The organism is Paraburkholderia sp. FW306-2-2C-D06C (genome assembly GCF_058781505.1).
Window position 1 is genome coordinate 1 of the sequence record NZ_JBYSWU010000015.1, and the last position, 14,230, is coordinate 14,230.

Here is a 14,230-nt window from a genome sequence, read left to right on the forward strand (position 1 = left end):
GGCAGTCGGTGCAGATCTACAACCAGGAACGACCGCATCATTCTTTAAAATACAAAACGCCCGATGAACTTCATCGGGCGTTTCTAACCGCGAACAGCGGTGCGTAGGTGTCAACCTATGTCAGGACGGGTCATTGCCGTGGATGGCGTTAACTGTTTTCGTCAGGCTTCACACCCAGCAACTCGCGAATATGCGCGAGCGACCCATCGTCTTTCACGACCGAGGACAGCCACTGATGCAAAGGCATATCCGCGCATTCCGCCGCCTTGTCGGCGAGATAAGCGGCCGGATTATGCGGCTCCGTGCTGCGAAAGAACTTGGCCACCGCGCGCAATTGGGCGACGGCCTGCGCACGGCTCTGGATTCCTGCAATCGGACCGCTCGGCGTGGTCGTCAACACGGGCTCCTCGCGTTGCGGTGACGTCTTGAAGGTAGGCTCGGCGCGTTCGTGCTCGTCTGGCTTCGGTGCGTTCGGCGGCGCCGCTTCCGCGCTCACTCCAAGCTCGCGTGCGAAGCGCTCGGCCAAACGATAGACGCTGTCATACGCGTCCTTGACCTGACGGAAGCTCGGCGCGAAATCCGCGGCGCGCCGGTCCAGTTCCTGTTCGAGCGCGAGCATCGCCGCTTCGAACGCTTTCAGATCGGCCAGCAGCGCCGAATAAAACGCAGGCGGTGTGGCGCGTTTCGAAGCTTCGATCTGCTCGATCGACGGCTTGCCGCGCACGATATCGTCGGCGTGGTCCGGATCGCGTTTGACCGCTTGCGCGACATGCGTGGCGACGTCCCAATCGATCGTGCTGTACGAATTGCCTTGCGATGAAGTCAGCGGCATCGCGCGCAGCAGCTCGCCGGTGCGCCCGACCAGCCAGGCGACGTTGCCGAGGCGGTATTCGGTATCGTCGCCTTCAGGCAGCGGATGCACATGATCCCAATAGCGTTCGCACAGCCCGCTCAGCAACGCATAACCTTGCGTGAGACCGGTGACGCCCTCTTCGATCGCGAGCGCTTCGGTCAGCCACACGGCCAGCCGCAAATCCTTGGTCTGGGTTTGCAGCAGGCGGCTACAGCGTTCGACGACGAACGGCCAGTCGGCCTCTTTGATATCCGTGACCCATTCGCCCTGATCCAGCGACGGGTCTTCGAAACGGCGCGCGTGCTGGATCGCATCGAAATCGGCCGAAAACAGCAAATCTTCTCCGCACGGCGAGGATTCATTGATCGGAGCCAGCAGCGTGTTCAGGTTGGTCGGCATGACAGAAAGCAATAAGTATCCAGTACGGCATTAAATCAGATTGGCGGGCGCAGCGCGCATGCCCCTTTACACAACCGTGTATTCGAACTCACCCGCGTCGCTCGCCCGCACCGCGATGCGTTCGATCGCGACGCCGTTCGCAATGCGCTCCAGCACCTGCTGCGCGACTTCAGGCAGGAGCGTGCCGTTCAGAATGTGATCGACATTGCGCGCACCGGAATCCACTTCGGTACAACGCGCGAGCACCGCGTCGACGAGCGATTCGTCCCATTCGAACACCGCCTTGTGATTCGACTCGATGCGGCGGCGAATCCGCTCCAGTTTCAACTCGATGATTTCGGCGAGCACGTCATCCGAAATCGGATAGTACGGCACCACTTTCATGCGGCCGAGAAACGCCGGTTTGAACGCTTTGTACAACTGCGGGCGCAAGGTCTCGGCGAGTGCGTCGGCGTCCGGCAACGCTTCGGCGCTCTTGTTCAGGCACGCCTGCATCACCGCTTGCGAGCCGACGTTCGAGGTCAGAATGATCAGCGTATTGCGGAAATCTATTTCGCGTCCTTCGGCGTCGTCCATCATGCCCTTGTCGAACACCTGGAAGAACATTTCGAGCACATCCGGATGCGCCTTTTCGACTTCGTCGAGCAGCACCACCGAATACGGATTGCGCCGCACCGCCTCGGTCAGCACGCCGCCCTCGCCGTAACCGACATAGCCCGGCGGCGAGCCCTTCAGGCCCGACACACTATGCGCTTCCTGATACTCGCTCATGTTGATGGTGACCATCTTGCGTTCGCCGCCATACAACACATCGGCAAGCGCCAGCGCGGTTTCGGTCTTGCCGACACCCGACGGTCCGACGAACATGAACACGCCACGCGGTTTGTTCGGGTCTTCGAGATTCGCGCTGGCGGTGCGCACGCGTTGCGCGACCGCTTCGAGCGCATGATCCTGGCCGATCACGCGCGCGGCCAGCAGCGGTTGCAAGTTCAGCACGGTCTGGATTTCGTCCTTGACCATGCGGCCGAGCGGAATGCCGGTCCACGAGGCGACGATTTCTGCAACCACGTGAGCGTCGACCTGCAACGGCACCATCGGTTGACCGCCCTGCAATGCGTGCAATTCGGCGACGCGCGTGGCAAGCGTTTCGCGCGCCTGCTGCGCCTTTTCGGCCTGCCCGGCGTCCGCGCTGCTCACCCGCGCCGCGTCGATTTCCGCGCGCAAGCCGACGATCTCCGTGACCAGCGCGCGCTCCTTGTCGTAGCGCGCTTCGTCTTCGGCGAGATCCTTTAGGTCTTCTTCGCGCAGGCTGCGGAGTTCCGCGAGCCGCTCGTCGTGCAGCGCGCCGCTCGCCACTTCGCGTTCCAGCGCGGCGATTTCAGCGTCGATACGTTCGAGCCGTTTCTTTGTGTCGTCGATGGCGGCGGGCGTCGAGCTATGCGCGAGCGCGACCTTCGCGCAGGCGGTGTCGAGCACGCTGATCGCCTTGTCCGGCAACTGACGTCCGCTGATGTAGCGATGCGACAGACGCACCGCTTCGGTGATCGCGTCGTCGAGCACGCGGACATTGAAGTGCTTTTCCATCAACGCGGCCATACCGCGCAGCATCGCCGCCGCCAGCGTCTCGCTCGGCTCCTCGATCTTGACGACCTGGAAACGCCGCGCGAGCGCCGCGTCTTTTTCGAAGTACTTCTTGTATTCGCTCCAGGTGGTTGCCGCGATGGTGCGCAATTCGCCGCGCGCCAACGCCGGCTTCAGCAGATTCGCCGCATCGTTCTGCCCGGCCTGGCCACCGGCGCCGATGATCGTATGCGCTTCATCGATAAACAGAATGATCGGATGCGGGCTCTTCTTGACCTCGTCGATCACGTTCTTCAGACGGTTCTCGAATTCGCCCTTGACGCTCGCGCCGGCTTGCAGCAGCCCCATATCGAGCACATGCAGTGCGACGCCTTTCAGCGGTGCGGGCACGTCGTCCGCTGCAATGCGCCGCGCGAGTCCTTCGACCACTGCCGTCTTGCCGACACCCGCCTCGCCCGTCATGATCGGATTGTTCTGCCGGCGGCGCATCAGAATATCGATGGTCTGGCGAATCTCGCCTTCACGGCCGATCACGGGATCGATCTTGCCTTCGCGCGCACGCTGCGTGAGATTGCTCGTGTAAGTATCGAGGGCGGGCGTTTTCGAAGGCGCACCGGGCGTTGCATCGGCCGCCGCCGGGTTCCCGGCGCCTTCAGGCGCGTTCTCGGTTGCCTGGCCGCGTTCGACTTCACGCGACCCGGCGGTCAGTTCGTCGAACTTGTGCTTCAGATCCGTCACACGCACATCGCGCAGCAGCGGCGACATGCGCTCTGCAAACTGCGCGAGGTCCGGCGCGCTCAGCAGCGCCAGCAACAGATGCCCCGAACGAATCCGCCCGATCTGTGAATCGAGCGATGCAATCAGCCACGCCTGTTCGAGCAGCGCGATCAGATGCACGGAGAACACCGGAGTGCGCGTATTGCCGGTTTTCAAACGCTGCAACTCGCGTTCGAGATCGGCGCGCAGCGCGTGCGCATCGACCTTGCTCGCGCGCAGCACCAGCGCGACATCGCTCGCCGGTTCATCGAGCAGCGCCAGCAACAGATGTTCAAGGTCGACCTCATAGTGACCGCGTGCGAGACAATTGTTCGCCGCCAGCAAAGCCGCCTGTCGGCAGGTCGGATTCAGTTTGGCGATCAGGGTGTTGAGGGACGTGCTCATGTCGTGAGATCCGGGTCCAGGTTCTATCGTTATGGTCAGTGAATCACGTGCAATTCGTAGCGGGCATCCGCGCGATCGCCGTCGGCTTCCCTGGTGCACAGGAACGCGTCCCAGCCGAGGCGCGCGCCGTTGCCAAGAATGCTTGCGCCCACCTCCGCACGGCGCAACACCAGCGAGACCTCGTATTCGAGCGTCACGCCGGCGAGCAGCGTCAGCATGCGTTCGAGCCCGACGGCACGCTCGGCGCCGGGTAAGAACGCTTCGTAGTTCTGCTTGTCGAGCGGTCCGATCACGAGCCGCGCGCGCATGTCGCGCTGCCAGACCCGTTCGCCCGCCAGCGCAGTGGCGCCGAGCGTCGCGTTGACGCTGCCGAGCACGGTGAGCTGATCGCGCGGCACGTCGTACCATTTGCCGACGAACTGCTCGACGCGCACCGGCACCTTGAAGTACTCCGACAGCGTGCGTTGCAGATACGCCGCCGACACCGGCCGATGCCGCGCGGCCAGTGCGTAGCCGGCAATCGCTTCGTCGAACAGCGCGCCGTCGCCGCTTTGCAGACTGTTGCGCGTGTCGTCGTCGGCGACGCCGGCCAACGCGAGCAACAGCGGCAGATAGCGTTCGTCGCGATCCAGTTCGTAATGAAACGGCAGCCGGTATTTCTTCCATGCCGCGTAGAACAGCGCGGTCGCGCGATTCGCAAATACGTCGAAGAACTCGCGCGCCGCGCGATCGCGCCTGATCTGCTCGCGCTCGATGATCTGTTCGGTGTAGTGCAACGGCAATGCGCCCTGGCCACCGAGCAAACCGAAAAACGCCGGCGTGATATCGACCTTGTCGAGTGAACCGTCTTCGAGCGCGGCCGTGCGCTGCGGTTTCTCTTTCAGCGCTGCGCCTGCGTCGTCGTAAGACTGTGCGCTGTGAATTTCGCTCGGCGGAAACGACATCGACAGCGAATTGCGAAAGGCAATCCGCTGCGCGACGATTTCGCCAGGACGTCCAGCACTTGACGGCGTTTGCTGCGCGAACCACTTCTCGAGAATCCGCACCGCCTGAAAAAACTCGAAGCGATGCGGTTCGTCGAGAAGCTGCTCGACTACGCCAGAATCGATTCGCCGCTGCGCGGTTTGCATCGCAGGATCTCCTCGCCGGTGCGCTTCGACACGACGACCAGTTGCACAAAGCTGTTCAGATGCACGTACAGCCCAAAAAACGTGTCGATCACCCGTACGAACGACGCGAGGCTCGTACCGACGAAATGCTCTTCGTCGATCGTCAGGCGGATCTCGATGCCGCGCACGAACGTCGCGAACGGTTTGCCCGGCAGCCATTGCACGGCCGCGCACTGTTCGATGCCCACCAGCCCGTCGATATGCCGTGCGGACACCGCCGTGCGCCGCAAATCGTACAGAACCAGCATTTCCTTGAGCGCCGACAAGCCGCTATTGGCGAGCGATACATGATTCAGCGCCAGATGCGAAATCAGCCGCCAGTGCGCGGCGCGCCCGCGTTCGAAACGCACGCTCGGCGTCGGCCGGCGCAGCATCGTGATGCTGCCGGTCAGCGAACCGCCTTCGAGATACAGATCGCCGCCTTCGAGACCCACCGCGAGGCCAGCGGGCAAGTCGCGATTGGTGCAGGTCAAATCGAGGCTAAGCGTGTCGGTTTGCGGCGCGGCCGGTTCGAAGTCGATATCGACGATCGAAATCTCGGTCTCGTAGCCGGGACTTTTCTGCGCGACCCAATCGTTGCGCCGCGCGAACCAGTAATGCCCGGCCCGCCCCGCTTCGCCATGATGCAGCGAATAGAACGGCCGGAATTCGATCACCGATTCTCCATGCGCCTGCTGCCTGACCAGCTGCACCGAATCGATCGAATAAACCTCATACGCAAACGCGCGGCGCGCTTCGGCGATCACCGGATACGAAATCGCCTGATGGCTGATCCGGATCGGCTCGCCGTGCTGCTCGAACAGATTGACGACCGGCGTGCAGAACAGCCGGAAATGATGCGCCGACAACGAATCGAGCAGTCGCGCGACGTGCGAATCGCTGCGCACATCCTTGAGCACGACGTGCAGCGTCAGGCGCTGGCAGCGGCCGCTTGCGCGCGTCATCGCCGCCAGATCGAAGTCGGCGAAATTGAATTTTTCGGGGAATGCGAAGTATTCGGTCAGCAGCCGGTACGCCGGGTGCGATTTGGCCGGATAGTCGATCAGCGCGTCTTCTTCATCGAAGCCCGCTTGCACGACCGGCGATTCACGCAGTTGCTTCCACACGCCGCGCCGGTCAGGTTCTACATAGGTGGCCATTGCGTTGACGAACAGGCAATCGGCCAGCGCCGCGATAAACGATTGTTCGCCGTGCAGGTGAGTGCGCAGCGTACCGACTTTCAGCGCGGACAGATCGAGTTGCGGCGCCGTCGATTCGAACGTGATAGACACGATCGCCGTAGCGTTGCCCGGCAAAATGGTGGCGCTCGGCGCCATCGCCACCGACGTGTATTTCGCCTCGGAGATACGAATCGGCGCCAGCGTCACGTCGTAGGCGGTGCGGAAACGGCATTGCACGCCGCGAATCGGCCGCGATTTGAGTTCAGTGCCGCGCGCCACCAGGACCGGCTCGGTCAGGTGACTGAGCGCGGCGGAGGTCCCCAACTGCGCGATCGAGCAAGACGGAAACGGCCGTAGATAGTGCGGATACAGCACTTCCAGCAGCGCTTCAGTGAATTCGGGGTAGTCGTCGTCGAGTTTCTTGTTGATGCGCGCGCCCAGCAGCGCGAACGATTCGATCATCCGCTCGACGTGCGGATCTTCGCAGTGCTCGCCGGACATCGCCAGACGCGCCGCGATCTTTGGATAGCGCTCGGCGAAATCGCGCGAATAGCGCCGCAGAAATGATAATTCGCGCTCGTAATACGGCAGCAATTCTTCCATCGATCTATCCCCGGACCTGAACCATCTCCGCCCAAACTATCGCCGCCGTTGCGCGTAACGGCGGCAGAAAAGCGGTACTGAAGTGCGGTACTAAAGCTTCGCGCGTGCGCGCGTCACCGAGTATTGCAGCGTGGAAGGCTGCAGCATCGCATCGAAACTCACCGGTTCTTCTGCCGGATGCACGACCAGCAGCGCCTGAATCGCAAAGTTGAGCGCGTTGGTCGATTGTTCGTTCAGCTCGAGCGTTACCGCAACCTGTTGCAGACGCGGCTCGTGCCGCGCAATTGCCTGTTGAATCGATTTACAGATGAACGTGCGGTCGTAATGACTCGCGAGACTCAGGCCCGCGAAATCGTTCAGACCGTACGTCAGCACCGAGCGCTGACATTCCGGCAGCGCCGCCAGTTCGTGTTCGGTCAGCGCAATCCGCGTGTTCAGGATCGCCTCGACGTCGCGAGCGACAGTGCTCTTCAATTCATCCAACGACAATTGCCGCATCGCCGGGGAAGCCGGCAGATGCGGTTCGTCGTCGAACAGCTTGTCGAGAAAGCTGGGTTCGAAGCGTTTCATCAGGTACCGAGAACCGGTTCGACGCGAGGCGCGCACGGCATGCGCGAGCGGATTTACACCGCGCGCGCCATGTGCGCCCTGACATCAGACCGCGTACGTCTTGTCGTTCTTCGTCAGGCTCCACGCTCCTTGCGCGTTGCCGCCCTGGTTGCCGCCGATCTTCTGCTGCGTGTACTTCCACTGCACGGCAGCGTACTTCAGCGAGAACTGTTCGCTCGGCAGGCCTTCGCCCACCACGCTCGGCGTCACGCTCGAGATGATCACGTACTTGAGTTTCACTTCCAGGTACTTGATGCGGTTGCCTTCGCCGTCCGAACGCATGAAGTCGATCGTCACTTCGTCGAACGTCGTGCCGCCCGATGCGTGCTGATAGATCAGCGGGCTGACCACGTCGATATCTTTCGTGAACTGCATGTCAGCATGTTCGCAACGCTCGGACGTGTGACCGCCCGCCGTCGAAGCCGTTGCCGAACGCGGCTGCGTGATCGAGTGGCTCCACGAATCGATTTCGATCCAGCCAGCATGATCCTTATCGGCGGACTCGCCTTTGATCGCCGGATTGCCGAATTTTAAATAGATGTCCTTCATAACTCATCGACTCCCCAAAGAGGTGGTTTTAACAGCCTACCCGTGCGGCCCGCACGGGCTTTCTGACTTCGTTTATGAATTTGCCGGTTTCGGCAAGTCGGCGACAAGCCGCAAAGAGATCGAAAGCTCGTCCAGTTGAAAGTGCGGGCGCAGAAATGCGACCGAACGATACGCACCAGGCTTGCCCGGAATCTCCGAGACCTGTATCGATGCCTCACGCAGCGGAAACTGCGCTTTCTGCTCCTGAGTCGCGTTGTCGTCCAGCAGCACGTACTGGGAGATCCAACGGTTCAGGAATACTTCGACATTGCCGGCTGAAGCGAAACTGCCGATCTTGTCGCGCATCATCGCTTTCAGGTAGTGCGCAACGCGCGACACCGAGAAGATGTATTGCAACTGCGCGGACAACACGGCGTTCGCATTCGCGCTATCGGTGCTGTATTTCTTCGGCTTCTGTACCGACTGCGCGGCGAAGAACGCGGCATAGTCCGAGTTCTTGCAATGCACGAGCGGAATGAAACCGAGGTCGCTCAGTTCTTTTTCGCGGCGATCGGTAATCGCGATTTCGGTCGGGCATTTCAGCGCGACTTCGCCGTCGTCGGTCTTGAACGTGTGAGTGGGCAGATCTTCCACCAGACCGCCGCCTTCCACGCCGCGAATCGCCGCGCACCAGCCGAAGTCGTCGAATGCGGCCGTCAGGCGTGCCGCGAAGGCCCACGCCGCGTTACACCACAGATATTTGCTGTGATCGGTGCCGTCCACATCTTCAACGAAGTTGAAGCCTTCCGCGGTCGCGCCGTCTTTCGGATTGAACGGCAGGCGGCCGAGAAAACGCGGCAACGTCAGGCCGACATAGCGCGAATCTTCAGCGTCGCGGAACGACTTCCACTTTGCATATTCGACCGTGTCGAACACCTTGCCGAGGTCGCGCGGCTTGCCGAGATCCGCGAAGGTTTCAAGGCCCAGCAACTCGGGCGACGCCGACGCGATGAACGGCGCATGCGCGGCCGCCGCCACGTGCGACATCTGCTCGATGAAGTAGACGTCTTCCGGCTGACGGGTCACTTCGAAGTCGCCGATGATCGTGCCGAACGGCGCGCCACCGAAGGTGCCGAACTCTTCTTCATACACCTTCTTGAAGAGTGCGCTCTGATCGAATTCGATCGCGGTCTTGAAGTCGCGCACGAGGTCGCGCTTGGGCGCATGCAGCGCCTTGATCTTGACCGTCGCACCGGTATTGCTTTCCTTGCACAGGTAGTCCAGACCGCGCCACGTGCTTTCCATACGCTGGAATTCCGGCGCGTGCATCACCGCGCTCAGCTGCGCGGAGATCAGGCGGTCGAGTTCCGCGACGCGCGCGTCGATCGTGGCCGACAGATTGTCGGACACCACCACGGTGCCGTCGAGCACCTGATGCACGAGTTCGCCGATCAGGTCCTTCGCACGCGCGTGTTCCGAATCGGACTTCGCCACGCGGCTTTTCTCGACGATTTCGTCGAGCAGCGTGGATTCCGTGCCGCTTTGCGCGGTGGCGAGTTGGGCTGCTGCCGTTTGCTGGTTCATCTCACACCCCGTACTTATTCGCCCTGCTTGTCATGATCCGGCGCGCCGGCGTGCTGGTCCGCTGCGTTGCCCTGGTCTTTCGCCAGCGTTTGCAACTGCTGCGTGTTGTTGAGCACTTCGCTCAGCAGGTCCTCGAGCTTGTCATTGCCGGCCAGCTTGTTGCGCAGGTCGGCGAGCTTCGAACGCGCATCGAGCAGGCGCGCGAGCGGCTCGATTTGCGCGACCACTTCATCCGGATTGAAATCGGCCATCGACTTGAAACGCAGATCGACGGCGAATTTGCCGCCCGCTTCGCTCAGACGGTTTTCAACCTGGAACGCGGCGCGCGGTTCGATCGCCTTCATCACGTCGTCGAAATTGTCGCGATCGATGTTGACGAACTTGCGATCGCGCAGCTTCGGCTGTTCGATTTCGGACTGCCCCGCCAGATCGGCCACCACACCGACGACGAACGGCAACTCCTTTATTTCAATCGCATCGCCGCGCTCGACCTCATAGGTCAGTTGAACGCGGGGCGGCCGCACTTTTTGCAAGCGTTTTTGAATGCTTTCTTTCTTCGCCATCGTCGGCTCCCGGATGCAGATGAATCAGGCGTGTGGATCAGCGCAGTGCGCTGAACGGATCGGATGCACCGCCGCTTTTTGCGGCTTTGACGGGTGCGGCAGGTGCCGCCGCGGCCGGCGCCGGTGCTGCAGGCGCGGCCGGAGCTGCAGGCGTAGCAGCCGGAGCCGCCACGCTGGTGGCCGTATCCGCCGCATCTGCGGGCTTGCCCTTCGGGACGTGGCGAACGATGCGCTTCTTCTTCACCGCGGGTTTGTCGCTCGGATCGGGCGGGAACAACGAGGCTTCGCCAAGCGTGTCGCGCAGTTGCTTGGCGAGCGCTTGCGCGTCGGACTTCGCATCGCCCGCGAGCGACGCATCCTGACGCAATTCGCCGAGCGATTGCGTGGCGACGCGCAGGCCGGCTACAGCCAGAACGCTCTTCGCCTGACGGTCGCTCTGATCGCGTTGCAGCGCTTCTTGCGCAGCGACGATGGCCTGGCCGTAATGACCTTGCGTGAACTGGATCTGGGCAATGCGCGACCACGGTTCTTCACGGGTTGGATCGGACTTGGAAAGTTGCTGGTAAAGCGCGATTGCACGATCCTGATCACCGCCCTTGGCGACGGTATCGGCGTCCGCGAGTTGCTTATTAAAAGCCTCCGGCGTGGTCGCTGCGTTGTTGCCTTGTGTCGCGCAGCCGGCAATCACGCCGCATGCCAACACTACCCCAGATAATTTTACTAACAGACGCTCATTCATCGTTTTTCACCGACGTGCGAATTTTTTAATTCAAGGAGAAACCGGAGTTTTGCTTTGCTTCAAGTGCGCGGGTATAGTACAGGCCAATTTTCGATAATTCAACTTTCGTGTGAAGAAGCATTGCACAAAAAAAACGCATGCGGACGATTTAAACGAAACATGCAGAAATTGTTTCCTGGTGCAATAGTGGCAAAGCAGAGAACGGAAAAAATTTCCGCTCGGCCGGCGGCAAGCATGTATGTGCTGTGACAGCAATGCGCTTTGCATAAAGCGCAATACGCGGCATAGCGTTGCTGCTGATTGCCGCCGATTGCCGGATTGGTTTCGTTATTGGTGTTTTGACGGGGGGACGGCGTCGAGCCGGTCGATGTATATGAATTCGCGTCTTGTTCGCCGTGCATCGCTATTGATTGCAAACGCCGCTGCATGCGCGCTTCTGGGCGGCTGCGCGGCCGGCGTGACCGTGCTGGGAGCCGCCGCCAACGCGGCTTTGCAGGCAAGCGGCCTCGGCAAGCCGGACCTGCCCGATGCGCAAAAGCCGCCGCGCAATGTCGGGCTCACGTTATATGCCGCACCGAATCTGAATGCCGCCAATGATAAACGGCCATTGGCGCTCGTCGTTCGGCTTTACGTGCTGAAGGACCCCACTTCATTCCAGCAGGCGCCATTCGACGCCTTTACCGATCCGGCGAAGGAAAAGACCACGCTCGGCGACGATTTGCTGGGTGTGCGCGAAGTGACGCTGATCCCGGGTCAGCGCTACGTTGTCACTGAAAAAGTCTCGCGTGAAGCGCAGGCATTCGGTATCGTCGCGCTATTCCGCGATCCCGCGATGCAGCGCTGGAAATTCGCCTTCGATCCGGCGAAGTCGGAGAAATCCGGCATAATGATCGGCCTGCATAACTGTGCAATGACGGTGACCAACGGCGCGGTGATCCCGCCTGAACAGGGATTGCCTGCGCAACCGCTGAATATGCTTTCTTCCGTAAGTTGCGGTTAAAGATGCCGGGCAAATACGATTTAACAGTTTTTAGAGAATTAACAATGCAGCGCTCGAATCGGTTATCACCGGGCGCGCCACAAGCTGAACGCATATAACAGGTTTGAGATGAGTTATTCCGCAAAAGTGCTCTGGGGGGAAGGCCTTTTTCTCAGGCCGCAGCATTTTCAGCGTCAGGACGCCTATCACGAAGCACGCCTGTTCGAATCGATTCAGGCGATCCAGCCATACAACTGGGGCGTGCGTTCGGTGCGCTTCGACCGCGATGCGCTCGGCAGCAATGTGCTGCGCGCGAGCGAACTGTCGCTGGTGTTTCCGGACGGCGCGCTCTACTCCGCGCCGCAAGCCGACGACCTGCCGCCGCCGATCGCGCTGGACACCTTGCCGGACGGCATCAACGAATTCACCTTTTATCTGGCGCTGCATCCGCTGCGCGAAACCGGCGCGAACTATTCGCACGACAGCAACGCGGGCTTCGTGTCGCGTTACGTCAGCGAGCAGACGCCGGTGTCGGACCATTTCACCGACGCCGCCGAAGCCGACATCACCTTCCTGAAGACCAGCGTCAAACTCATTGCGCATAGCGAGCCGCGCGACCAGTTGCTGTCGGTGCCGCTCGTGCGCGTGCGCCGCACCGCTACTTCAGGCTTCGAGATCGACGACGGCTTCGTGCCGCCCTGCCTCGCGATCGACGCGTCGGCGATCCTGCACCAGCGGCTGCGTCAACTGATCGACGCATTGCAAGCCAAGGTCAATGCGCTGTACGGTTTTCACCGCGAGCCGACCAAGAACATCATCGAGTTCCGTTCCGGCGACATCGCGTCGTTCTGGCTGCTGCACACCGCGAGCGCGGCGTTCGCGTCGCTTGCGCATCTGTATCAGCACCCGGCGCTGCATCCGGAGCGCCTGTTCCAGGAGCTGCTGCGTCTTGCCGGCCAGTTGATGACGTTTTCGAAGGGTTATGCGCTGTCCGATCTGCCCGCTTACCGGCACGACGATCCGGGCCCGGGCTTCGCGCGGCTCGACACGATCCTGCGCGATCTGCTCGAAACGGTGATCTCGACACGCTACTTCGCGATTGCGCTCGAAGAGGTACGGCCGTCGTTCCATGCCGGCCGGCTCGACTCGGGCAAGATCGACGACAAGACCATGTTCTATATCGCGGTGTCGGCGGACATGCCGACCGCCGAACTCGTCGAAGCCGTGCCCGCGCGCTTCAAGGTCGGCGCGCCGGACGACGTCGACAAGCTGGTGCTCTCGGCAATGCCGGGCGTGCGGCTCGTCTACACGCCGCAGGTGCCGCCCGCCATTCCGGTACGGCCGGGCGCATGCTACTTCTCCTTCGAATCGCGCGGCGCACTGTATGACCGCATGTTGCAGGCCCAATCGGCGATGATCTACGCACCGTCGGGCATCAACGATCTTCAACTCGAACTGATCGCCGTCACATCATGAGCTACGCGCCTTCCCTGTTTGGCGGCAGCACGCCTGCCGCGCCCCCCGCCCCCGCCGCCGAGCCGAGCTACCAGGTTCGCTCGCTGCTCGATCTGCTGTACGACGGCTTCTTCATGCTGTTCCTGCTGAAGAACGGCCGCGAGCCCGGCGACGCGCACGAATTCAGCCAGCGTATCCAGCAGTTTCTCGGCGACTTCGAACGCGGCGCGAAAAAGCTCAACGCGTCGGCGGAAGACGTGTACGCGTCGAAGTTTGCGTTCTGCGCGGCGATCGACGAATCCGTGCTGTCGTCGACGTTCAGGATCCGTACTGAATGGGAGCGCCGTCCGCTGCAGCTGGTGCTGTTCGGCGAGCAGCTGGCGGGCGAGAAATTCTTCCAGTATCTCGAGGAATGCCGCGCGCAAGGCGCCGCCCGGCTGCAATCGCTCGAGGTGTTTCACATGTGTCTGCTGCTCGGCTTTCAGGGCAAGTATTTGCTCGAAGGGCCGGAGAAGCTCGCGTATCTGACCGCGCGTATCGGCGATGAAATCGCGCATATGAAGGGCAAGCGCGCGCCGTTCGCGCCGCACTGGCCGGTGCCCGACCAGGTCGCGCACCGGCTCAAGCGCGAGGTGCCGTTGTGGTCGATCGGCGCGGTGTTCGCGCTGGTCGGGCTGCTGGCTTACCTCGGCCTGAACACATATCTGCGCGATCAGACGCTGCATACGCTCGCGCCGTATTCGCAAGTGGTCAAGCTCGGGCCGCAGTCGGCTACGCTGACGATCTCGTTGCCGTAATTCGAGTTGTCGTCGCGGGGGCGTCGAAGGAGCGTAATGACGGCGTCACC

General features: G+C 61.6%; 13 protein-coding genes. 4 read left to right on the plus strand and 9 right to left on the minus strand.

Annotation, left to right across the window (positions count from 1 at the left end; genetic code table 11):
• The coding region (locus tag AC3WLT_RS13770) for an integrase core domain-containing protein (RefSeq protein ID WP_492592387.1) at nt 1–107 on the plus strand (107 nt) is incomplete at its 5' end.
• 41 nt (nt 108–148) lie between these two features.
• Here the strand turns inward: AC3WLT_RS13770 and tssA are convergent.
• The 9 genes from tssA to AC3WLT_RS13815 all read right to left on the minus strand — a co-directional run bounded on the left by tssA (nt 149) and on the right by AC3WLT_RS13815 (nt 10,949).
• Complete coding sequence (gene tssA / locus AC3WLT_RS13775) at nt 149–1,252, minus strand: type VI secretion system protein TssA (protein ID WP_492592388.1); 1,104 nt, start codon at nt 1,250–1,252, stop codon at nt 149–151.
• Between the two features lie 66 nt (nt 1,253–1,318).
• Nucleotides 1,319–3,994, minus strand: coding sequence for a type VI secretion system ATPase TssH (gene tssH / locus AC3WLT_RS13780; protein ID WP_492592271.1), 2,676 nt, complete (start codon nt 3,992–3,994; stop codon nt 1,319–1,321).
• Nucleotides 3,995–4,029: 35 nt separating this feature from the next.
• Nucleotides 4,030–5,124, minus strand: a complete 1,095-nt coding sequence (gene tssG, locus AC3WLT_RS13785; RefSeq protein ID WP_492592272.1) for a type VI secretion system baseplate subunit TssG — start codon at nt 5,122–5,124, stop codon at nt 4,030–4,032.
• Complete coding sequence (gene tssF / locus AC3WLT_RS13790) at nt 5,088–6,926, minus strand: type VI secretion system baseplate subunit TssF (protein ID WP_492592273.1); 1,839 nt, start codon at nt 6,924–6,926, stop codon at nt 5,088–5,090. The genes tssG and tssF overlap by 37 nt, the downstream gene beginning before the upstream one ends.
• A gap of 90 nt (nt 6,927–7,016) precedes the next feature.
• On the minus strand, nt 7,017–7,496 hold the full coding sequence (gene tssE, locus AC3WLT_RS13795; protein WP_007176945.1) for a type VI secretion system baseplate subunit TssE: 480 nt from the start codon (nt 7,494–7,496) through the stop codon (nt 7,017–7,019).
• Between the two features lie 84 nt (nt 7,497–7,580).
• The gene (locus AC3WLT_RS13800) at nt 7,581–8,084 is read right to left on the minus strand and encodes an Hcp family type VI secretion system effector (RefSeq protein WP_006052923.1); all 504 of its coding nucleotides are present in this window, start codon (nt 8,082–8,084) and stop codon (nt 7,581–7,583) included.
• Nucleotides 8,085–8,156: 72 nt separating this feature from the next.
• Nucleotides 8,157–9,647, minus strand: coding sequence for a type VI secretion system contractile sheath large subunit (gene tssC / locus AC3WLT_RS13805; protein ID WP_492592274.1), 1,491 nt, complete (start codon nt 9,645–9,647; stop codon nt 8,157–8,159).
• Nucleotides 9,648–9,661: 14 nt separating this feature from the next.
• Nucleotides 9,662–10,210 (minus strand): type VI secretion system contractile sheath small subunit, encoded by a 549-nt coding sequence (gene tssB / locus AC3WLT_RS13810; RefSeq protein ID WP_492592275.1) that lies wholly within the window; start codon nt 10,208–10,210, stop codon nt 9,662–9,664.
• 37 nt (nt 10,211–10,247) lie between these two features.
• Entirely contained in the window at nt 10,248–10,949 is a 702-nt protein-coding gene (locus AC3WLT_RS13815) for a tetratricopeptide repeat protein (protein WP_492592276.1), read from the minus strand.
• Nucleotides 10,950–11,322: 373 nt separating this feature from the next.
• On the opposite strand from AC3WLT_RS13815, the gene tssJ reads away from it, so the two are divergent.
• The 3 genes from tssJ to icmH all read left to right on the plus strand — a co-directional run bounded on the left by tssJ (nt 11,323) and on the right by icmH (nt 14,180).
• A complete protein-coding gene (gene tssJ, locus AC3WLT_RS13820) occupies nt 11,323–11,949 on the plus strand; it encodes a type VI secretion system lipoprotein TssJ (protein WP_492592389.1) in 627 nt (208 codons plus the stop codon).
• 108 nt (nt 11,950–12,057) lie between these two features.
• A complete protein-coding gene (gene tssK / locus AC3WLT_RS13825) occupies nt 12,058–13,404 on the plus strand; it encodes a type VI secretion system baseplate subunit TssK (RefSeq protein WP_492592277.1) in 1,347 nt (448 codons plus the stop codon).
• On the plus strand, nt 13,401–14,180 hold the full coding sequence (gene icmH / locus AC3WLT_RS13830; protein WP_492592278.1) for a type IVB secretion system protein IcmH/DotU: 780 nt from the start codon (nt 13,401–13,403) through the stop codon (nt 14,178–14,180). The genes tssK and icmH overlap by 4 nt, the downstream gene beginning before the upstream one ends.
• The last annotated feature ends 50 nt before the right edge of the window (nt 14,181–14,230 follow it).